Source organism: Streptomyces sp. WM4235, from assembly GCF_001279725.1.
Classification (GTDB): domain Bacteria; phylum Actinomycetota; class Actinomycetes; order Streptomycetales; family Streptomycetaceae; genus Streptomyces.
Window position 1 is genome coordinate 35,531 of sequence record NZ_LGDE01000382.1, and the last position, 21,497, is coordinate 57,027.

At 72.9% G+C, this 21,497-nt stretch carries 17 protein-coding genes and 1 pseudogene; 3 read left to right on the top strand and 15 right to left on the bottom strand.

Going from position 1 to position 21,497, the window contains the following annotated elements:
* Positions 1-2,793: a SpoIIE family protein phosphatase gene (locus ADK55_RS23235; protein ID WP_078999307.1), complete on the top strand. Its 2,793-nt coding sequence runs from the start codon at positions 1-3 to the stop codon at positions 2,791-2,793.
* 42 nt (positions 2,794-2,835) lie between these two features.
* Here ADK55_RS23235 and ADK55_RS23240 read toward each other — a convergent pair whose 3' ends face one another.
* The 10 genes from ADK55_RS23240 to ADK55_RS23285 all read right to left on the bottom strand — a co-directional run bounded on the left by ADK55_RS23240 (position 2,836) and on the right by ADK55_RS23285 (position 14,021).
* Positions 2,836-4,905: a SpoIIE family protein phosphatase gene (locus ADK55_RS23240; protein WP_053681731.1), complete on the bottom strand. Its 2,070-nt coding sequence runs from the start codon at positions 4,903-4,905 to the stop codon at positions 2,836-2,838.
* Positions 4,906-5,060: 155 nt separating this feature from the next.
* The gene (locus tag ADK55_RS23245; protein ID WP_063839593.1) at positions 5,061-5,546 is read right to left on the bottom strand and encodes a DUF3574 domain-containing protein; all 486 of its coding nucleotides are present in this window, start codon (positions 5,544-5,546) and stop codon (positions 5,061-5,063) included.
* A 68-nt stretch (positions 5,547-5,614) separates the two neighbouring features.
* Positions 5,615-6,544: a hypothetical protein gene (locus tag ADK55_RS23250; RefSeq protein ID WP_053681733.1), complete on the bottom strand. Its 930-nt coding sequence runs from the start codon at positions 6,542-6,544 to the stop codon at positions 5,615-5,617.
* Positions 6,514-7,728, bottom strand: coding sequence for an MAB_1171c family putative transporter (locus ADK55_RS23255; protein ID WP_053681734.1), 1,215 nt, complete (start codon positions 7,726-7,728; stop codon positions 6,514-6,516). Before ADK55_RS23255 ends, ADK55_RS23250 begins: the two co-directional genes overlap by 31 nt.
* Positions 7,725-8,294 carry a hypothetical protein gene (locus ADK55_RS23260; RefSeq protein WP_159041523.1) on the bottom strand — a complete coding sequence of 190 codons (570 nt, stop codon included), beginning with the start codon at positions 8,292-8,294 and terminating at the stop codon, positions 7,725-7,727. The genes ADK55_RS23255 and ADK55_RS23260 overlap by 4 nt, the downstream gene beginning before the upstream one ends.
* Positions 8,295-8,506: 212 nt before the next feature.
* The gene (gene recQ, locus ADK55_RS23265) at positions 8,507-10,519 is read right to left on the bottom strand and encodes a DNA helicase RecQ (protein ID WP_053681736.1); all 2,013 of its coding nucleotides are present in this window, start codon (positions 10,517-10,519) and stop codon (positions 8,507-8,509) included.
* 114 nt (positions 10,520-10,633) lie between these two features.
* Complete coding sequence (locus tag ADK55_RS23270) at positions 10,634-11,143, bottom strand: O-acetyl-ADP-ribose deacetylase (RefSeq protein ID WP_053681737.1); 510 nt, start codon at positions 11,141-11,143, stop codon at positions 10,634-10,636.
* On the bottom strand, positions 11,143-12,567 hold the full coding sequence (locus tag ADK55_RS23275; RefSeq protein ID WP_266950747.1) for a phytoene desaturase family protein: 1,425 nt from the start codon (positions 12,565-12,567) through the stop codon (positions 11,143-11,145). The genes ADK55_RS23270 and ADK55_RS23275 overlap by 1 nt, the downstream gene beginning before the upstream one ends.
* Positions 12,568-12,660: 93 nt before the next feature.
* Positions 12,661-13,485, bottom strand: coding sequence for an inositol monophosphatase family protein (locus tag ADK55_RS23280; protein WP_053681739.1), 825 nt, complete (start codon positions 13,483-13,485; stop codon positions 12,661-12,663).
* Between the two features lie 128 nt (positions 13,486-13,613).
* Entirely contained in the window at positions 13,614-14,021 is a 408-nt protein-coding gene (locus ADK55_RS23285; RefSeq protein WP_053681740.1) for a hypothetical protein, read from the bottom strand.
* 134 nt (positions 14,022-14,155) lie between these two features.
* Here ADK55_RS23285 and ADK55_RS23290 point away from each other — a divergent pair, with 134 nt between their 5' ends.
* Both ADK55_RS23290 and ADK55_RS23295 read left to right on the top strand, forming a co-directional pair.
* Complete coding sequence (locus ADK55_RS23290; RefSeq protein WP_053681741.1) at positions 14,156-15,178, top strand: hypothetical protein; 1,023 nt, start codon at positions 14,156-14,158, stop codon at positions 15,176-15,178.
* A 15-nt stretch (positions 15,179-15,193) separates the two neighbouring features.
* Entirely contained in the window at positions 15,194-15,850 is a 657-nt protein-coding gene (locus tag ADK55_RS23295; RefSeq protein WP_159041524.1) for a hypothetical protein, read from the top strand.
* A gap of 80 nt (positions 15,851-15,930) precedes the next feature.
* On the opposite strand, the gene ADK55_RS23300 is transcribed toward ADK55_RS23295, so the two are convergent.
* The 5 genes and pseudogenes from ADK55_RS23300 to ADK55_RS23320 all read right to left on the bottom strand — a co-directional run.
* A complete protein-coding gene (locus ADK55_RS23300) occupies positions 15,931-16,932 on the bottom strand; it encodes a TIGR03842 family LLM class F420-dependent oxidoreductase (RefSeq protein ID WP_053681743.1) in 1,002 nt (333 codons plus the stop codon).
* Positions 16,933-16,943: 11 nt separating this feature from the next.
* Complete coding sequence (gene hydA / locus ADK55_RS23305) at positions 16,944-18,362, bottom strand: dihydropyrimidinase (RefSeq protein WP_053681744.1); 1,419 nt, start codon at positions 18,360-18,362, stop codon at positions 16,944-16,946.
* 19 nt (positions 18,363-18,381) lie between these two features.
* Positions 18,382-19,635 (bottom strand): aspartate aminotransferase family protein, encoded by a 1,254-nt coding sequence (locus ADK55_RS23310; RefSeq protein ID WP_053681749.1) that lies wholly within the window; start codon positions 19,633-19,635, stop codon positions 18,382-18,384.
* A gap of 38 nt (positions 19,636-19,673) precedes the next feature.
* Entirely contained in the window at positions 19,674-20,516 is an 843-nt protein-coding gene (locus tag ADK55_RS23315; RefSeq protein WP_053681745.1) for a nitrilase-related carbon-nitrogen hydrolase, read from the bottom strand.
* Between the two features lie 182 nt (positions 20,517-20,698).
* Positions 20,699-21,497: pseudogene (locus ADK55_RS23320) on the bottom strand (hypothetical protein); the annotation flags it as partial.

The window sequence follows — 21,497 nt, forward strand, 5'->3', positions numbered from 1 at the left end:
ATGACCGGACGTTCGGGTCGATCCCGGGGATCACCGCCGGCGGGCCACCCACCGAGCCTGCTCGCGCGTCTCTCCCTGGCCCCGGGCAGCGTCGCCGGTCAGGTGTTCGCGTTGCAGGCCGTGATCGTTCTGATGGTGATCGCCGCGGCGGCACTGGCGCTGGTGTTCCAGGCCCGGTACGACAGCCGGCAGGACGCCGGCAACCGTTCGCTGGCGGCCGCCGAGGCCTTCGCGCGCGCGCCCGGCCTGCCCGCCGCCCTCAAGAGTCCCGATCCGACGGCCGTGCTCCAGCCTCTCGCGGAGGGCGCCCGCAAGGCCTCCGGGCTGGACTTCATCTCCGTCCTGAAGACCGACGGCGTGCGCTACACCGACTCCAGGCCCGAGCTGATCGGCCGGAAGGCCACCGGCGACCTCGATCGTGCCGTCCGCGGCGAGTCCTTCACCGAGACCTTCAAGGGCGCCCCGAGCGACGCGGTCCGCGCCGTGGTCCCGGTGCGGGACGCGAGCGGCGCGGTCGTCGGCCTCGTCGCCACCGGCATCGAGATCCAGAACGTCGGTGACGCGGTCGAGAACCAGCTCCCGCTGCTGATCGGCGCCGCCGCGGGCGCCCTGCTGCTCGGCACCGGTGGAGCCGCTCTCGTCAGCCGCCGGCTGCGGCGCCAGACCAGCGGCCTGGGCCCCGCCGACATGGCGCGGATGAACGAGCACCACGAGGCGGTACTGCACGCCGTGCGCGAGGGCGTGCTGATCATCGGGGCCGACCACCGGCTGCAGCTCGCCAACGACGAGGCCCGCCGACTGTTGGGCCTGCCCGCCGACGCCGAGCAACAGCATGTGGAAGACCTCGGGCTGGACCCCCGTACGGCGGCCCTGCTGACGTCGGGGCGGGTGGTGACGGACGAGGTCCACCCGGCGGGTGACCGCCTGCTCGCGGTGAACGTCCGGCGCACCAAGCCGTACGCGGGGCGCCCCTCCGGCAGCGTGGTGACCCTGCGGGACTCCACCGAACTCGCCGCGCTCTCCGGCCGGGCCGAGGTGGCCCGGGACCGGCTGCAGATGCTGTACGACGCCGGGGTGCGGATCGGTACCACCCTGGACGTGACCCGGACCGCGGAGGAACTGTCGGAGGTGGCCGTCCCGCGGTTCGCGGACTTCGTGACCGTCGAGCTGTTGGAACCGGTGCTGCACGGCGAGGAGCCCTCGGTCCCCACCGGGACGTACACGGAAATGCGCCGGGCGGCCATGTCGGGGGTCCGCACGGACCAGCCGCTCCAGCCGGTCGGGGAGGTCATCCGGTTCGTCGTGCCGACGGCGCCGATGGCGGCGGCCCTGGCGGCGGGGAGCGCGGTGCTCGCCCCCGATCTGCGCACCGCCTTCGGCTGGCGGGCCCAGGACGCCGACGGGACCCGGATCGCGCTGGAGTACGGGCTGCACTCGCTGATCTCCGTACCGCTCCAGGCCCGCGGGGTGGTCCTCGGAATGGCCAATTTCTGGCGGGCGGACACCCCCGAGGCCTTCGACGAGGAGGACCTCTCGTTCGCCGAGGAACTCGGCGCGCGGGCCGCGGTGTCCATCGACAACGCGCGCCGCTACACCCGCGAGCACGCCACCGCCGTGACGCTCCAGCGCAGCCTCCTCCCCCGGGTGCTGCCCGACCTGACCGCCGTGGACGTCGCGTTCCGGTACCTGCCCGCGAAGGCCGGGGTGGGCGGGGACTGGTTCGACGTGATCCCGCTGCCGGGGACGCGGGTCGCCCTGGTCGTCGGCGACGTGGTCGGGCACGGGGTGCACGCGGCGGCGACCATGGGGCGCCTGCGCACCGCGGTCCACAACTTCTCCACCCTGGACATGCCGCCCGACGAGCTGCTCGGACACCTCGACGAGCTGATCGACCGCATCGACCGCAACGAGAACGGCCCCGACGCGGAGGACGGCGAGCCCGTCGAGGAGGCGGCCGGGGTCACGGGCGCCACCTGCCTGTACGCGGTCTACGACCCGGTGTCGGGCCGCTGCACGCTGGCGAGCGCCGGGCATCCCGGGCCGGCCCTGGTCCACCCCGACGGCCGGGTGGAGTTCCCGGAGCTGCCGACCGGGCTGCCGCTGGGCGTGGGCGGGATGCCCTTCGAGACCACCGAGCTGATGCTGCCCGAGGGAAGCCGGCTCGCGCTCTTCACCGACGGCCTGCTGGAGGACCGCGACCGGGACTTCGACACCGGTCTGGGGCTGCTCGGCGAGACCCTGGCACGGCCCGGACGCAGCCCCGACCAGGCGTGCGCCGACGTGCTGGCGGCGCTGCTGTTCCCGACGCCGAACGACGACATCGCCCTGCTGATCGCCGACACCAGGCGGCTGGACGCCGGGCGGATCGCGGAATGGGACGTGCCCGACGACACGGCGGCGGTCTCACGGGTGCGCAACGCGGGCTCGGCGCAGATCGCCGCCTGGGGTCTGGAGGAGATCGCCTTCACGGCGGAGCTGATCCTCAGCGAGCTGATCACCAACGCCATCCGCTACGGGAGCGCGCCCGTCGGGGTGCGGCTGCTCCGCGACCGGACGCTGATCATCGAGGTGTCCGACGGCAGCAGCACGTCCCCGCACCTGCGGTACGCGGCCACCACCGACGAGGGCGGTCGGGGGCTGTTCCTCGTCGCGCAGTACGCCGAGCGGTGGGGCACGCGGTACACCGAGCGGGGGAAGGTGATCTGGGCGGAGCTCCCGCTGAGCGGGAACCCGGCGGAGCCGCTGGCGGCCCTCACGCTGGACCTGGACGAGCTGGAGGGCCTGGCCTGGTGACGGTGTCGCGCGGGCCCGGCCCGGTGACGGTGTCGCGCCGGGTCAGGCCGGCGGGGTGCGCACCGTACGGGCCAGCAGGACGGCCACGTCGTCCTGCGGGGCGGCGGGCAGCAGGTCGAGGATGTCGTCGCAGAGCTGTTCCAGGGGCCGTCCCACCTGCCCCAGGGCGCGGGCCAGCCGTTCCATGCCGTGGTCGAGGTCGCGGTCCCGGGACTCGATCAGCCCGTCGGTGTACAGCGCCAGCAGGGTCCCCGGGGGCAGCGACACCTCTTCGGTGCGGAAGTCCTGCCCGCCCGTGCCCAGCGGGGTTCCGGGCGGTCCGTCGAGGAAGGTGGCCGTCCCGTCGGCGGTGACGACGGCGGGCGGCGGGTGGCCGGCGCGGGCGATCACGCAGCCGCCGGTGGCCGGGTCGTGGACGGCGTAGACGCAGGTGGCCATCTCGTCCTCGCCCAGGTCGGCGACCACCGCGTCGAGGGAGCGGAGCATCAGGGCGGGCGGCACGTCGTGTCGTGCGAGGGTCCGCACCGCGGTGCGGAGCTGGCCCATGACGGCCGCGGCGTGGATCCCGTGGCCCATCACGTCGCCGATGACCAGGCCGGTCCGTCCGCTGGGCAGCTGGATGACGTCGTACCAGTCGCCGCCCACGTCGTGGTCGCTGGCGGGCAGGTAGCGGCCGGTGAGTTCGAGGCCGGTGACCTCGGGCAGGGCGCTGTTGGTGAGGCTGCGCTGGAGCGTGAGGGCCGCCTGGCGCTGGGTGGTGTACATGCGTGCATTGTCGATGTTGAGGGCGGCGCGGGCCACCAGCTCGTCCACGAGCACGCAGTCCTGCTCGTCGAAGGGCTCGCGCTCGCGCACCCGGGTCACGGCCACGGCGCCGAGCACCTTGCCGCGCGCGACCAGCGGGACCAGCCGCGCCGATCCCAGGGTGGCGAGGTAGGCGCGCAGGGGCTCGGCCCGGGGGTCGGTGATCAGCGCCGGGATGTCGGAGAGGTAGAGGTTCATGGGCCGGCCGTCGGAGATGACCCGCTCGTAGACCGTCCCGACCGGGATCTGGAAGGTCTGCCCGGCGACGAGTTTCGCGGTGGGCGCGGTCGGGTCGGGGAAGGTGGCGGCCAGTCTGCGCAGGAGTCCGCGCGTGGAGGTCCCGCCGGTCATCTCGTCGGGGTCGAGGACGGCTTCCAGGAGCTGTACGTCGGCCGAGTCGGCGAGCTGGGGCACGAGCAGCTCGACGATCTCCCGGGCGGTCTGGTTGAGGTCGAGGGTGGTGCCGATGCGGGTGCCGGCCTCGGCGAGGAGGGCGAAGCGGGTCCGGGCCCGTTCGGCCTCCAGTTGAGCCCGCTGGCCCTCGGTGATGTCGATGAGGGAGGCGATCAGGCCGAGCCTGCGACCGCTCCCGTCGAGCAGCGGGGCGTACGAGCAGGACCACGTCCGGTCGTGGTCGGGGTCGGCGGCGGTACGGCCCGTGCGCCGGACGTCGACGACGGCGGTGCCCCCGTCGAGGACCTGCCGCATCGTGGCCTCCAGGGCGACCGCGTTGACCCCGGGGACCACCTCGGTGAGACGCCGGCCCAGGTGCGCCGCCGCGGAGACCCCGTTCATGCGGGCCAGGGCGTCGTTGACGCGCAGGAACCGCAGGTCGGGGCCGAGCGTGGCGAGGCCTATCGGGGATTGGGTGAAGAGGCTCTGGAGGGCGACGAGGGAGTCCCGCATGTTCAGGACCTCGGAGGTCTCCACGGCGATGAGCAGGGCACCCGTGCGGCCCTGCGGGTCGGCGGCGGGCACGATCCACATCTCCATCGTCACGCGGTGCCCGTCCCGGTGGCGCACGGGAAGGGTTCCGACGACGGTCTCGCCCGCCTGCACCCGCCGGGTCAGGTCGTCGGCCAGCTCCCGGTTGGCGTCGGGGACCAGGACCGCGGTGCCGGGCCGGCCCAGGATGTCCTCGGGGCGGTGGCCGAGCAGGTCCTGCGCGGCCAGCGACCACTCCACGACGCGGCCGTCGGCGTCCTCCCGCCACAGGGCGATCGGCAGCAGCTCGCGGAGCACTCCCGCATAGCCGACCGCCGCCACCGGCGGGTCCGGCACCTCGCTCGCCGACCGGTAAGTGTCCAACGCACCGACCTCGTCGCTGGTGGGCCTGTTTCCTTCCGAATCACCCTAGCCGAGGGCTCGCCCCGGGGCGCTGCGGTCGCACCGGGGCGGGGCGCCCCGACCGGGCGCCCCGGCCCGGCGGCGATGGTCGGGAGTCGCCGGCCGGCCGGGCCCCGTCAGAAGTCGGCGCGGACCAGGGCGTCGGCGCGGCCGACGGACTCCAGCTCCCAGGTCTTGCAGTAGAGGCGGCGGATGTACTCGATGTCGGCGTCCCGCGCCCGGGCCTCGCCCACCGGGTAGAGGACCGTCAGCTCGTAGGACTTCTCCCGGTTGATGTCGCCCTCCTTGTCCCTCCACTGGCCGCGGGCCTCCTGGAGGGTGAGGCCGGACGGGAAGCGGGGGGTGATCACGTCGGTGACGAACTTGTCGAACTGCGCCTCGGTGATCGGCGGGTTGCCGTTGTGCCGCCCGGTGCCGAAGTAGAGGTGGGTGGACACGTAGGCGCTGCCCCGGCTGCCCGGCGCGAGTTCCTGGTTCGCCACCGAGGCGGCGACCGGCGACTGCGGGGCCGTGTCGAGCGCGGGGCTGCCGGCGGCGAAGAAGAGCACGGCCGCCGTGAGCACGGCCGCCGCCGCGGGCATGGATATTCGGATGTGGCGCATGTGATCCCTGTCTGTGTGTGGGTCGCGATGATGCCCGGGAGTCCCGGTGTACTGGTGGAGGAGGGGTCTCAGGCCGGGCGGTCGCTCCGCGCCACCGGTGCGGGCAGGCACTCCAGGAGGTGGGCCGCCGCGTCCTTGAGCGACGCGGGGACGCGCGGGCCTCGGCGCAGCCCGGTCGCGGCGTCGGCGAGGGTCCGGGTGGTGCGTACGGAACCGATGGCGGCGGCGCGCGGGGCCAGGTCCGCGATGAGGTCCCGCGCCTCGGTCCAGGCCCCGGCGCGGGCCAGGGCCGCGAGGAGCTCCGCGCCGAAGAGGTGCCGGTAGGACGGCCCGGGGGCGGTGGCCGCCCGGTGCAGCAGGGGCAGGGCGCGGTCCCAGTCACCCAGCCGGGCCAGGACCCAGCCCTCGTGGCCGCGCAGTTCGTTCTCGTCGATCCACCAGGCCCAGTGCGGGTCGTGCCGGGACAGGCCGTCGAGGAACCGGCTGCGGGCCCGCGAGATCAGCCGGCGGGACTCGCGCCGGCCGCCCAGCAGGGCGGTCGCGTGGGCGCGCCGGATCAGGACGAGGCTGTCCACCCGGGCGGGCAGGGGGCGCGGACCGGTCACCCGGGCCGCCGTCTCCAGGGCGCCCCGGGGGTCTCCGGCGGCCGTCTGGAGCATGCTGTGGTTCAGCAGGGTGAGCCGCTCGGTCCAGCGGTCGCCGCAGCGCCCCGCGAGGGTGAGGGCCCGCGTGTTGGCGCGGTGGGCCTGGCGGTGGAGCCCCGCGTCGAAGAGGATCCAGCCGACGACCTCGCTCAGTTCGGCCAGGGCGGCGACCCGGTCGACGTCCGGGCGGCGGTCGGGCGCGGGGTCGCCCGAGAGTTCGGGGAAGTCCCGCAGGGCCCGGCGTACGGCGGGCAGCGCGGCCGTCGCGCCGTGCGCGGCGTCCAGGGCCACGAGGCGCTCCACGGTGCGGGCGGCGGTCGGGGTCACGGCGTGCCGGTCCGGACGGCGGGCCACCGGCCGTCCTGGCCCAGGGCGGTGAACGACGAGGCGACCTCGGTCAGCCACTGCACCTCGTCGCGGAAGTCCTCGTGCGGCGGGCGCGCGGGGATCCCGGACGCGTCGTCCTGTTCCGCCCTCTCCTCGGGGGAACGGCTCAGGGCGGCCCGGACCTGGAGGGCTTCGCCCAGGGGCGAGGTCGGGTCGTCCGGGAGGTCCAGGGAGCGGGCGACCCGGGAGAACTCGTCGTAGGACAGCGAGGTGCGCAGCATCAGTTGTCCGTCGCGTATCTCGATGACGCGCCGGTAGAGGCTGTAGTGCAGGTCCCTGGGCGGGAGGAGGTCGCGCGCCCAGGACCTGGGCGGGGCCAACGCGATGTCGGGCAGGGCCTGGTGGAGCGCGCCCCACAGGGGGCGCAGGCACAGGTACGCGCGATAGCTGCGGACCCAGGCCCGTACGCGGGTGAGGTGGATCCCCCAGGAGGGGATGGTCCATCCGGTGACCTGGAGCAGGGCCCCGACGCTGCCGCACGTCCACTGGACGGGGTCGAGCGCCGCTCCGTCGAAGTCCAGTCGGGTGCCGGCGATCTGGATGCTCCGGGTGACGCAGTAGACCAGGATGAGGCTCGCGCCGAGGGTGACGGTGCGCATGCCGGCCGCGAGCCACTGCCGGTTGGCGACCTTGGTGAACCGCAGCGAGAGCCGCACGGTCTCCGCCTGCCCCACGGCGCAGATCAGCAGGTAGAAGAACATGTACAGGGCGTATCGGCCGTCCTGGATGCTCAGCAGGATCGTCGACGTCGCCGTCTCGGACTGTGCCACGGGGCCGACGGCGAAGGAGGCGACGACGAGCACGGCGAGCGCCGCGCCGAAGAACAGGACCCGCTGTCGGGCCATCCGTCGGGCCTGGTCGGGGGGCGCCGACCAGTGGACGAGCACCACCTGTTGCGCGGCGGTGAGGACGACCACCGCGACCTGCGTGATGAGCGAGGTGATGTTGGGCAGGCCGAAGAAGCCGGAGATGTGCAGGCGGAGTTGGTCCAGGTCGACGAGGAAACTGATGCCGGAGCACAGGAAGTACACGCACAGCGCCCACAGCGCGACGTCGTGCCGTCGGCGCAGCAGGTCCGGGAGCCGGTAGGCGAACGCGGCGAGCCCGACGAAGGCGCAGACCCAGGCGAGGACGGTGTAGAGGGTGGTCACTGCTGGTCCGGCTTCCCCAGGCCGCGTTCGATGCGCGCGAGGACGTCGGCGGCCTCCTCCGGGACGGCCCAGGCCTGTTCGACCCACCGTTTCGTGGCCCGCGCCAGGATGAGGGAGGCCATGGTCTCGGCCTCCTGCTCCTCGCCGTCGCTGTAGCGGGAGCGCATGAGCGCGCCCTGTACGGCCGCGGGGTCGACGTCCGCGAACAGCGGACCGGATTCGACACCGTCCAGCCGCACGGACCCCCGGTGCGCGAAGGCGATGTGGGCCAGCTCGTGGGCGATGATGTGTTCCTTGTGGGCGGGCGAGGCCGACTTCTCGAAGGCGACGACGTCGAAGTCGTCCAACTTCAGCCAGATGCCGAGGAGATGGCGTTCGGGGAAGGTCGTCGGAACCAGGTGGATGGGCCGCCCGCGCCGTTCGCTGAGGTACCCGTGGAGTTCCTCGATTCCGCAGCCGTGCTCCATGCCCCACTCCGCGAGCATCTCCTCGCAGGCGCGGCGGACCTTCTTGAGTCGCCGCCTGAGTCGCCTGTCCTCCGAGGCCGGTAACGCAGAGCCAGGCACCTTCATCCTCAGTCCTCCGGCGAAACTCGGCGGCCGCCCTCGCGGCCCGAGGTTCGTGATCCCCGGGCAGACAACGCGGTCATGATGCCACACGCACAACTGACCGCCGCGTGGCGTGGGTTCCATCCGGCCACGCGCGAGCGCGGCCCGCCGTCGAGGGGCGACGGCGGGCCGGGCGGCCGTTGCGGGGAGCCCGTCCGCTCCCCCGCGTCCTACTGCCAGTCGTCCCGGGGGGCGTCGACCTCGTCCATGTCGAAGGGCGGCTCGTCCTCGTCGCGCGGCGGCTCCGACCCGTCCCGAGCCGGCGCGGGGGCGGGCACGGGGGCGGGGGCTCCGGGGGTCGGGGCGTCCCGCACCGCCGACGGATGACCGCCCGATTCGGCCAGGGTGGCCAGGATGCCCTCGGCGTACTTGGTGAGCTTCGCCTCGCCGATGCCGTTGATCTCCCCCAGCTCGCCGGCGGTGCCGGGCAGCCGGGTCGCGATCTCCCGCAGCGTCGCGTCGTGGAAGACGACGTACGCCGGCACGCCCTGCTCCCGCGCGGTCTCGGCCCGCCACGCGCGGAGCGCCTCGAAGACCGGTACGGCGGCCGCGGGCAGGTCGACGGGCACGCGCGCGCCCTTCCCGGAACGGGACCCGGACTCCTTGCGGCCCGCGCCGGCCGGCGCGGCCTTCTCCTTGCGCAGCGGGACGGTGCGCCGGCCCCCCAGCACCTCGCCGCTGGCCTCGGTGAGGACCAGCGTGCCGTACTCGCCCTCCACGGCCAGCAGTCCCAGCGCGAGCAGTTGCCGTACGACCCCGCGCCACTCGGCGGTGCCGAGATCCGCGCCGACCCCGAACACCGAGAGGCCGTCGTGGTCGAACTGGATGACCTTCGCGGTCTTCTTGCCCTGGAGGATGTCGATGATCTGGCCGGCGCCGAACTTCTGCCGTCGCTCGTTGGCCAGCCGCCACACCGTGGACAGCAGCTTCTGCGAGGCGACGGTCCCGTCCCAGGACTCGGCCGGTGTCAGACAGGTGTCGCAGTTGCCGCAGGGCTCGCCGGACTGACCGAAGTACGCCAGGAGCCGCATGCGCCGGCAGTCGACGGTCTCGCACAACGCCAGCATCGCGTCCAGATGGGCGGCCAGCGAACGGCGCCGCGTGTCGTCGCCCTCGGAGCCCTCGATCAGCTTCCGCTGCTGGACCACGTCCTGGAGGCCGTACGCCAGCCAGGCCGTGGCCGGCTCGCCGTCGCGACCGGCGCGGCCGGTCTCCTGGTAGTAGCCCTCGACGGACTTCGGCAGGTCCAGGTGCGCCACGAACCGTACGTCCGGCTTGTCGATGCCCATGCCGAAGGCGATGGTGGCGACGACCACGACCCCGTCCTCCCGCAGGAACCGGGACTGGTTCGCCGCACGGGTGCGGGCGTCCATGCCCGCGTGGTAGGCCACGGCGTCGATGCCGTTCTCCGCCAGGGCCGCCGCCGTCTTCTCCACGGAGGCACGCGACAGGCAGTAGACGACCCCCGCGTCCCCGGGGTGCTCGGTGCGGATCAGGTCCAGCAGCTGCCGGAGCGGGTTGTTCTTGGGGACGATCCGGTACTGGATGTTCGGCCGGTCGAAGCTCGCGACGAAGTGCCGGCCCTCCTCCAGCCCCAGCCGCCCCGCGATCTCGCCGTGCGTCGCCTCGGTGGCCGTCGCGGTCAGCGCGATCCGCGGCACCTTGGGCCAGCGCTCGTGCAGCATCGACAGGGCGAGGTAGTCGGGGCGGAAGTCGTGCCCCCACTGGGCCACGCAGTGCGCCTCGTCGATCGCGAAGAGCGACACCTTGCCCCGGTCGAGTAGCCGCTGCGTCCCCTCGGTGCGCAGCCGCTCGGGTGCCAGGTACAGCAGGTCCAGCTCGTCGGCGAGGAAGGCCTGCTCGACCCCGCGGCGCTCGTCCGCGTCCTGGGTGGAGTTGAGGAACCCGGCCCGCACGCCGAGGGCGGTGAGGGCGTCCACCTGGTCCTGCATGAGCGCGATCAGGGGCGAGATCACCACGCCCGTGCCCTCTCTGACCAGCGCCGGGATCTGGTAGCAGAGCGATTTGCCGCCGCCGGTGGGCATCAGCACGAGGGCGTCGCCACCGTCGACGACGTGCTGGATGATCTGCTGCTGCTCGCCGCGGAAGGAGTCGTAACCGAAGACCCGGTGGAGCACCTGCAAGGCGTCGGGGATCTCAGTGGGCGCGTCCGAAAGGGTCATACCGGAAGCCTAGCGACCGTCTCCGACACCGGGGTCCATGATCGGCCGGCCCGTTCCGTCCCCTGCTGACGGACCCGGTCCGTCAGCAGGGGACGGAACGGGCCGGGACGAGGATCACAGGGTCGCGGCGAAGGTCTCGTACGCGTCGGTCCCGAAGAGCACGAAGCGGACCTCCTCCACCGAGGTCCCGGACGCCCGCACCGTCTCGATCGCGATCCGCGCCCCGTCGTCCATCGGCCAGCCGTAGATCCCGGTGGAGATGGCCGGGAAGGCGACCGTACGGGCGCCCAGCTCGTCCGCTACGCGCAGCGACTCCCGGTAGCAGGACGCCAGCAGCTCCGACCGGTCGTCGCTCGGGGACCAGACCGGTCCGACGGTGTGGATCACGTGTCGGGCCGGGAGCCGACCCGCCGTCGTGGCGACGGCCCGGCCCGTCGGGAGGCCCTTGCCGTAGTGGGAGCGCCGCAGGTCCTCGCAGGCGGCGAGGATCTCCGGGCCGCCCCGCCGGTGGATCGCGCCGTCCACTCCCCCGCCGCCGAGCAGCGAGGAATTGGCCGCGTTGACCACCGCGTCCACCTCCTCGGTGGTGATGTCCCCCCGGACCAGGGTGATGCGCGTGGACATCAGCGCTCCTTCCGCAGGTGGCGCCAGACGGCCTTGGCGGCGTTGTGCCCCGACATTCCGTGGACCCCGGGCCCCGGCGGCGTGGCGGCTGAGCACAGGAACACCGCCGGGTGGGCGGTGGTGTACGGGAAGAGGCTGATCTTGGGGCGGATGAGCAGTTGCAGGCCCGAGGCGGCGCCGCAGGCGATGTCCCCGCCGACGTAGTTGGCGTTGCGGGCGGCGATCCGGGGCGGGCCGGCGGTGGCGCGGGCCAGCACCAGGTCGCGGAACCCCGGAGCGAAGCGCTCCAGTTGGCGCTCGACGGCGTCGGTGAGGTCGCCCTCCCAGCCCGCCGGTACGTGCCCGTACGCCCAGAAGGTGTGCTTGCCCTCGGGGGCCCGGCCGGGATCGACCAGGCTGGGCTGGGCCGTGATCAGGAACGGGGTACGGGGGGCCCGGCCGCCCGAGGCCAGTTGCAGGGCGGCGTCGATGTCGCGGGTGCGCGGGCCGATCTGCACGGTGCCGGCCCGGCGGGGCTCCTCGGCGGTCCAGGGCACCGGACCGTCCAGGGCGTAGTCGATCTTGAACACGGAGGCCCCGTACCGGTAGCCGTCGTAGACGCGCCCCAGGCGGGCGATGCGGGCCAGCGCGGTCGGCGAGGTGTCGAAGACGTACGCGCGGGCCGGCGGCAGGTCGTCGAGCCGTTTGACCTCGAAGTCCGTGTGGACGCTTCCCCCGAGGTCGCGCAGGTACGCGGCGAGGGCGTCCGAGATGGCCTGCGAACCGCCGCGCGGCATCGGCCAGCCGCCCGCGTGCGCGGCGAGGGCGAAGACCAGGCCGACCGCACCGGTTCCGATGCCGCCGAGCGGGGCGATGGCGTGGGCCACGAGCCCGGCGAACAGGGCGCGGGCCCGGTCGTCCCGGAAGCGGCGCAGCAGCCAGGTGGAGGGCGGTAGTCCGTCCAGCCCGAACCGGGCCAGGGTGAGCGGGTCGCGGGGCAGCGCGGTGGAGGGCAGCGACATGAAGTCCCGTGCCAGGGTGTCCCATTTGCCGAGGTACGGCTGGACGAGCCGGCGGTAGGTGCCCGCGTCGCGGGGCCCGAAGGAGGCGGCCGTCTCCGCGACGGAGCGGGACAGCACCGCGGCCGTGCCGTCGTCGAAGGGGTGTGCCATCGGCAGCGGGGCGTGCAGCCACTCCAGGCCGTGGCGCTTGAGCGGCATCGTCGCGAACACCGGGGAGCCGGCGCCGAGCGGGTGCACGGCCGAGCAGGGGTCGTGTCGGAAGCCGGGGAGGGTGAGTTCCTCCGTCCGGGCTCCCCCGCCGACGGTCCCCTTCGCCTCGAACACGGCCACCGAGAAACCACGTCGGGCCAGTTCGACGGCGGCCGTCAGGCCGTTGGGCCCCGCCCCCACCACGACTGCGTCGAGAATCGACGACACTGACAGCTCCTTCGTCCGGCGGCGGCTCCGCCCACAGGATGCGGTATCACGTCCAGGATATGGGTCGCGTCCGCACGGATCCGGGGTGCGGCGGCGCGGTCACGCTCCGCGCAGGAGGTCGCGGACCCGGGCGGCGGTGGCCTCGTCGCGGCCCACGGCGAACGGCAGCGCGTTGTCCCGGTCCACTCGGAAGGGGACCCCGTCGACCGTGGTCTGGGCGCCACCGGCCTCCGCGACGAGCAGCAGGCCCGCCGCGTGGTCCCATGCCGAGGGCCAGGTGAAGGCCAGACCGTCGATCTCGCCGCGGGCCACCTTCAGGTACTCCAGGCCCGCCGAACCGCACGGCCGGGCCGCGACCCCGGGGACGTCGAGCCGGGCGAGCCGCCGCTTGTCCTCCTCCGAGGTGTACAACGGGTGCGCGATGGCGATCCGCAGATCGGCGCCCGGTTCCGGCGAACCGCTGTGGATGCGCGCGCCGTTGACGTGCGCGCCCTGTCCGCGCACGGCGGTGGCCAGCTCGTCCAGGGCCGGGGCGAAGGTCCAGGAGGCGAGGATCTCCCCGCGCACGGCCAACGCCACCAGGGTGCAGAAGTTGGGGTCGCCGGCGACGAACTGCCGGGTGCCGTCGACGGGGTCGACGATCCAGACGGGCGCGTCGGCGCGCAGCGCCTCGTACACGGTGGGGTCGGCGTGCACCGCTTCCTCGCCGACCACCGCCGAGCCGGGCAGCAGCTTCGTCAGGGCGACCGTCAGGTGCTCCTCGGCCCTGCGGTCGGCGACGGTCACGAGGTCGTGCGGGCCGCTCTTCTGGTCCACCTCGTGGTCCGCGAGCTGCCGGAACCTCGGCATGATCTCGACCGCGGCCGCCTCGCGGACGGCCTCCTCGACGGCGGACAGGTCACGGGCCAGGAATTCATCGATCATGCGTCCAGCAAAGCACGCCCGTCGGACAATCCCCACCGACGGTCCCCGACGGCGGCCCGGACACGAGGTGACACCCGGGTGAACCCCGCTCCGGTCCGGCCGGCTTTCCTCCGGGAGTCCGGCTCCGGTCAGGGGGTGTCGTCGCCTCCCGTCTGCCGGATCCGGGAGCTGCCGGTGCCCTTCGCCCGTTGCCTGAACCGATCCGCGGGCGCGACCGACCCGGCCCCGCGGCGTCGAGGCGCACGGTTGCCGACGACCTGCTCGACGACCGCCTGGTCGCCGGCCTCGGCGATCTGCTCCACCGACCGGCCCCCGCCCGGCGTCGGCGCGGGCGAGGTCGCCGGGGAACCCCACCGCGTCAGGCCGAACAGCAACGCCGCGGCGACAACGGTGCCGGTCGCGGCGGCCAGGGCCCAGCGATCTCCGCTGTCGCCGGGCAGCCACCCCCAGGAGGATGCCCGGACGAGCCACACCACGCAGGCGAAAGCGGCCACGGACGAAACCGCCGCCACCGTCCGCCGCAGGGGATCCGACATCGCCCACCACCCTCTCCGACAGCCTCCCGCGAGCGGTCGACCGACACCGGTAATCCGACCAACATGGCACAGGCAACGGCCTCTTGTACGGATCCGGCTGCACTCGATCATGTTCACCACACAGACTGGCGGGCATGAGCGCACGCTTCCCGGCAGACGGCACCGAACCCTCCGAGGGGATCCACGTCGAAGCCCGGGTGCAGGGGCAGGGGCAGGCGTACCAGGTCGTCCAGGGCACCCAGAAGATCGTCCACCACCACCACTACTCCGGCAGCAATCCCGCCCCGCCGCTCGGCCTCCCGGAGCTGCGGCTCTGGATCAAACGGCTCGCATCCGACTACCGCACGCTCATCGCCGACGGGAGCGTGAAACCGGGGCGTCGCCAGGCGGCGGCCCACCACCGACAACTCGACGACTTGTACGGCGAGTTGGCCGGAACCGCCGGCAACCGGGACGGCAAGGAACAACTGCGCCGTCTACTGGCGGCAGGCGCCGTCCAGTACCTCGACCGGGCCACACCGGTACCGGACGGCGCACTTCCGGAAGCGGTCATGGTCGACCTCGTGGTCTTCGCCCTGTGGCCGGTGGTCCAGACCCCGCGGCTTCCCGGCGGCTGGCAGGACCACTTGGCGGAACTCACCACCCCGCGACTGGCCGCCTTCGTCGCCGGAGCCCGGGACGCCGCCGGGCGCGGGCGACCGATCTCCCCGGAGGCGTTCGGCCGCGCACTCGCCGGCAAGCCGTTCGCCCCGGGAATCCTGGCCCTGTTGGACGATCTGGACGACCCGCGCGGTGGCGGTGCCAGTCTCACGGCCCTCTCCCTGGCCGGCCGGTACGCCCAACCGCCGCAGAAGGCCGGTGCCAAGGCGCTGCTGGGATGGCTGCTGGGTGCGGGCGCGGTGGGCGCGGTCGGCGGCGCCGGCGCCGCCTCCGCCGTGGATTTCGCGGATCGGGCGTGGCAGTGGCTCCACGACACGGGGCGCGGGAGCACTCATCACGGTTCAGGCGGCCCCGACATGGGCGACGACGAGGATCTCGACCAGCATCGCGGAGGTGGACGCGTCACGCACGGCGCGGGCCCAGCTCACGGCGCGGGTCCCTCTCACGGCCCCGGTCACGACGCCGTCGGCGACTTCATCGACGATCTCTTCTCCTGAGAGCAGGTGGCCCCGGTGAGCCTGATGGAGTTCCTCAAGCAGGCCCTGATCGCCCTATTGATCACCAGTGCCGGATGGATCGGATCGACGCTGCTGCTGTACCTGATGAGCTTCGGCCACATCAAGACGCTCCACCTGCTCCTGCGCGTGCGTCGCTCGCTGGCACATGTCCCCGCGGGCAGCGTCTTCCACTGTCGGTCCGGGGAGGTGACGGTCACCCGTTACGACCCGACCGTCGACGAGGACGTCACCCTGTCCTTCGTCCGTTTCTCGTGGCCCACGCTCCTGAGATGGAAGCCGGGTACCGGGAAGTCGAAGGCCCGCTTCCACAGGCGGTTGCGGGGGGAGCTGTTCTGGCGCACCGCGTTGCTCGTCCTCGTCACCGTGCCCCTCTTCGGCGGAGTCCTCTGGCTCACCCTCACGTCCGATCCGCTCTGGGGATACCTCCTGGTCTTCCTGGTGGCCCACCAGACCCTGCTCGCCGTCATCAGCCGCGTCTTCTTCTTCAAGTTCTGGGCCCTCGGCATGGTGACGACCTATCTCTTCCTGCACAAGGTCAGCCTGTGGCACCCCTCCCCGGAGGTCGCCGCTCCCCTGTTCTGCGGGTTCATGCTCCTCTCGATGGGCCTGCTCGCCGTCATCTTCCGGCAGGAACGGAAGACGGCCGTGTAGGGCACCGCCCCGTCCGACCCGGGCACCTCGCCGTCTGCCCGGGCCCGTACGCGGTGCCCCCGCCCGTCGGTCGGTACGGCTCAGCCGGCGAGTACCGGGATGACGTGCTCGCCGTAGGCGTCGATCACCGCCTCGCGGGCGTCGTGCATGGCGTACACGGCGAACTGGTCGACGCCCAGGTCGCGCAGGGTGCGCAGCTTCTCGATGTGGGCCTCGGGCGGGCCCAGGAGACAGAACCGGTCCACGATCTCGTCGGGGACGAAGTCGGCGGAGGGGTTCCCGGCGCGGCCGTGGTGGCTGTAGTCGTAACCCTGGCGGGCCTTGACGTACTCGGTGAGGGCGTCCGGGACCATCGCGGAGTGCTCGCCGTAGCGGGAGACGAGGTCGGCGACGTGGTTGCCGACCATGCCGCCGAACCAGCGGCACTGGTCGCGCGCGTGGTCCAGGTCGTCCCCGACGTAGGCCGGGGCCGCCACGCAGATGGTGATCGCGTTCGGGTCGCGGCCAGCCGCCGTGGCGGCCTCGCGGACCGACCTGACCATCCACTCGGTGAGGTAGGGGTCGGCGAGCTGGAGGATGAACCCGTCGGCCTTCTGGCCGGCGAGGGCCAGCGCCTTGGGTCCGTAGGCGGCCATCCACACGGGCAGTTCGCCGTCCCGGATCCACGGGATGCGCAGGCGCTGCCCGTCGACCTCGGCCTCGCGGCCCTCGGCTAGGTCGCGGATGACGTCGATGGCCTCGCCGAGCCGGGCCAGGGTGTTGGGTTTGCGCCCGGCGACCCGCATGGCGGAGTCCCCGCGGCCGATGCCGCACACGGTGCGGTTGCCGTACATGTCGTTGAGGGTGGCGAAGGTGGAGGCGGTGACCTCCCACGTGCGGGTCCCGGGGTTGGTGACCATCGGTCCGACGTGCATCAGCCGGGTGTGTTCCAGGATCTGGCTGTAGATGACGAACGGCTCCTGCCACAGCACGGCGGAGTCGAAGGTCCAGCCGTAACGGAAGCCGTTGCGTTCGCCGCGGCGCATGAGGCTGACGACGCCGGAGGCGGGCGGGTCGGTCTGGAGGACGAGGCCGAAGTCCATGGGTCGGCTCCTTACAGGTACTGGCAGGTGGAGCGGGGGACGAAGGCCCCGTGGCCGGCTCGTCCCGTGTATTCGCGCCGGTCGATGACGAGTTCGCCGCGCGAGAGCACGGTGTCGACGCGTCCGGTGATCCGCTTGCCCTCGTACGCCGAGTAGTCCACGTTCATGTGGTGCGTCTCGGCGGAGATGACCTGCTCGGCGTGCGGATCGTAGAGGACGATGTCGGCGTCGGCGCCGGGCGCGATGGTGCCCTTGCGGGGGTAGAGGCCGAACATCCGGGCCGGGTTCGCGCAGGCGATCTCGATCCAGCGGCGGCGGCTGATGTGTCCGTCGAGGACGGCCTGGTGGAGGAGGTCCATGCGGTTCTCCACGCCGGGCAGCCCGTTGGGGATCTTCGAGAAGTCCCCGCGGCCGAGCTCCTTCTGGCCGCGGAAGCAGAACGGACAGTGGTCGGTGGAGACCACCTGGAGGTCGTCGGTCCGCAGGCCCCGCCACAGGGCCGCCTGGTGTTCGCGGGGGCGCAGCGGCGTGGAGCAGACGTACTTGGCGCCCTGGAAGTCGGGCTCCGCGAGGTTGTCGGTGGACAGGAACAGGTACTGCGGGCAGGTCTCGCCGAAGACGGGCAGGCCCTTGTCGCGGGCGACGGCGAGTTCCGCCACCGCCTCCTCGGCCGAGACGTGGACCACGTACAGGGGGGAGCCGGCCACCCGGGCGAGCTGGATGGCGCGGTGGGTCGCCTCGGCTTCGAGGAGGACCTTGCGGACCTCGCCGTGGTGGCGGGGGTCGGTCTCCCCGCGGGCGAGGGCCTGTTCGACGAGGACGTCGATGGCGATGCCGTTCTCGGCGTGCATCATGATCAGTCCGCCGTTGCCGGAGGCCCGCTGCATGGCGCGCAGGATCTGGCCGTCGTCGCTGTAGAACACCCCGGGGTAGGCCATGAAGAGCTTGAAGGAGGTGACCCCCTCCCCCACCAGGAGGTCCATCTCCTTGAGGGTGCCCTCGTTGACGTCCGACAGGATCATGTGGAAGCCGTAGTCGACGGCGCAGTTGCCGTCGGCCTTGTCGTACCAGGTGTCGAGGCCCTGGCGCAGGGACTGGCCCATCGTCTGCACCGCGAAGTCGACGATGGTGGTGGTGCCGCCCCACGCGGCGGCCCGGGTGCCCGTCTCGAAGGTGTCGGACGCGGCGGTCCCGCCGAAGGGCAGTTCCATGTGGGTGTGCGCGTCGACCCCGCCGGGGATGACGTACTTCCCGCTCGCGTCGATGGTGCGGTCCACCGTCGTGCGGTCGGGTGAGGCCCAGGCCTCGGCGGTGGCCGAGCCGTGGGCCGCGAGCGCCGCCACCCGGCCGTCCTCGATGAGGACGTCCGCGTGGAGCTCGTCGGCGGCCGTGATGACGAGGCCGTCGCGGATCAGGGTGCGGGTGGTCATGTACGTCTCCCCCGGAGGGCTAGAGGGCGGTGCGCAGGGCCTGTTCGAGGATGTCGGCGCCCTCTTCCGCCTCGGCGACGGTGAGGGACAGCGGCGGCGCGATGCGCAGCACGCTGGTGTCGTGCCCGCCGCCCTTGCCGAGCAGCAGGCCGCGTTCGCGGGCGGCTTCCAGTACGGCGGCGGCCGCTTCGGGGTCGGCGCGGTCGGTGCCGGGTTTCGTCAGCTCCAGGCCGGCCATCAGGCCCCGGCCGCGTACCTCGCGTACGGCGGGCACGCCGGCGGTGACGGCGCGCAGTCGCTCCAGGAGGAGGCCGCCGACGCGGCGGGCGTTGCCCTGGAGGTCGTGTTCCAGGAGGTACGAGAGGTTGGCGACGCCGGCCGCCATGGTGACCGGGGAGCCGCCGAAGGTGGAGATGGAGTTGGAGTCGACGCAGTTCATGACCTCGGCGCGGGCCACGACGCCGCCGATGGACATGCCGTTGCCGATGCCCTTGGCGAAGGTGAGGATGTCCGGCGGGCCGTTCTGGGCGTGCGCCTGCCAGCCCCAGAAGTGTTCGCCGGTGCGGCCCCAGCCGGTCTGTACCTCGTCGCTGATCCAGAGGATGCCGTGTCGGTCGAGGACCTCCCGGAAGGCCCCGTACAGGCCGTCGGGCGGGGAGGTGAAGCCGCCGACGCCCTGGATGGGTTCCGCGATGAGCGCGGCGACTCCGCCGCGCGCCTGGCCGAGCACGTCTTCGAGGTCCGCGACGGCGGCGGCGGTGAACTCGGCGTCGGACAGCGCCGCGAAGGGGCCCCGGGTACGCACCGCGCCGTGGACGTAGTACGTCTGGAGCGGCGAGAGGCTGGTCGGGGACCAGCCCCGGTTGCCGGTGATCGAGACGGTGGAGAAGGACCGGCCGTGGTAGCTGTTGCGCATCGCCAGGATCTGGTTGGAGCGGCGGTACGACGTGGCGAGCAGTAGGGCGGTGTCGTTGGCCTCGGTTCCGGAGGTCGTGAAGAAGACCCGTGCGTCCGGGATGCCGGACAGGGCGGCGACGCGTTCGGCCAGTTCGACCATGGGCCGGTTCAGGTACAGGGTGGAGGAGTGGATGATCCGCCCGGCCTGTTCGGAGACGGCCTTGGTGACCTCTGGCAGGGCGTGGGCGGTCATCGTGGTGAGGATGCCGCCGAAGAAGTCGAGGTAGCGGTTGCCGTCCGCGTCCCAGACGTGGCGGCCCTCGCCGTGCGTAAGCTCGATGGGGCGGTCGTAGTAGAGCGCGAGCCAGTCGGGCATGACGGTGCGGTGGCGACTGTGCAGGGGGATCGGGTTGGTCACGGCTGTACGAGCCCTCCGTAGGCGTCGGGGCGGCGGTCGCGGTAGAAGGCCCACTGGTTGCGGACCTCCTCGATGAGGCCGAAGTCGAGGTCGCGGACGAGGAGTTCCTCCTCCTTGTCGCCGGCGACCTCCCCGACGAACTGACCGCGCGGGTCCACGAAGTAGCTGGTGCCGTAGAACTCGTTGTCCCCGTACTCCTCCTGGCCGACCCGGTTGATGGCGGCGACGAAGTACTCGTTGGCGACGGCCGAGGCCGGTTGTTCCAGCTGCCACAGGTAGGCGGACAGCCCTCGGGAGGTGGCGGACGGGTTGTAGACGAGCTGGGCGCCGGCCAGGCCCAGCGCACGCCATCCCTCGGGGAAGTGGCGGTCGTAGCAGATGTACACCCCGACCCGGCCGACGGCCGTGTCGAAGACGGGCCAGCCGAGGTTTCCGGGGCGGAAGTAGAACTTCTCCCAGAAGCCCTTGACCTGCGGGATGTGGTGCTTGCGGTATTTGCCGAGATAGCTTCCGTCGGCGTCGATGACGGCGGCGGTGTTGTAGTAGAACCCCTCGGACTCCAACTCGAAGACCGGTACGACGATCACCATGCCGGTCTCGCGGGCGAGGTCCTGCATGCGGCGGATGGTCGGGCCGTCGGGGACGGCCTCGGCCCAGCGGTAGTGCTCCGCCTCCTGCACCTGGCAGAAGTACGGGGCGTTGAACACCTCCTGGAAGCCGATGATCTGCGCGCCTTGAGCAGCCGCCGCGCGGGCGTGCTCCTCGTGTTTGGCGATCATCGACTCGGTGTCTCCGGTCCAGGTGGCCTGGACGAGCGCGGCGCGGACGACTTGGGCCATGAGCTGCTCCTCGCGACGGGAACGCCGACTTCTACGCACGTAGACGGTGTGCGTAGGGAGTAGAACGTAGGCCGCGTCACAGCGTGGGGCAAGAGCGCCTTGCGCGGTTGGAGTAGTCGATCGCACTACGTCGATAGGCGGTCATTTCCTGTCATCGGGCGGGCGAATTGGTACTCAAGTGGTTACGGAGTAGCGATACCGGCCACGCGCAGGGCATGTGTCAGGTCCCGGTGTCGGGTCCCCGGGAGGGCTCCCGCGGCCCGGAGCAACCTCGGGGCGAACCAGTACGGATCCCGTCGCGCCAGAGCGGCCGCCTCCTCGGCCGTGCGCAGCCGCACGAAGGCGCCGAGTAGGGCGTCCGCCTCCCGTTCCCGACCGGCCGCGCCGAGCGCGAGGGCGGCCTCCGCGATCTCGGCGGCGGGCCGGGCCACGCCCTGGCGCAGCAGCGCGTCGCAGTCGGCGTCCCGGCCGGCCACCGCGAGGACCGCCGCCGCGGCCGCGAGCCGTTCGGGCGGAAGCGAGGCGGCCTCCCAGAGCAGGGTGGCCCAGTCGGCGGTGAGCCCGGCGCGGGTCAACGCGGCGGCGAGCCCGGGCAGCAGTTCGGCCGGCCAGGCCGCCGCCTCGCACAGCAGGACGTGCGCCTCGCCGGTGCGGCCCCGTGCCCGGAGGTCCGCCAGTGCGGCGACGAACACGGCGGTGCGGCGGGGGCCGGCGGGGCCGGGCGCGCGCGGCTCCGGACCGGGCGGCGCGGACTCCGGGGCCGGGGGACGGGGCCGCCTCGGTTCCGGGTGGCCGAACCGGGCCCCGCGCGGGGCGACGGCCGCCGCGCCGTCCGGCCCGCCCGGCGGCGCGGTGTCGACGGGCGGCGCGGGTTCCGCCGCCCCGGCGTACCGGGCACCACCTCCGGAGCGCCGGCCACCGCGCAGCCACCGCCCCTCGGCCCGACCGACCGGGGACGCGGCGGGGGCGGGGGCCGGGGGC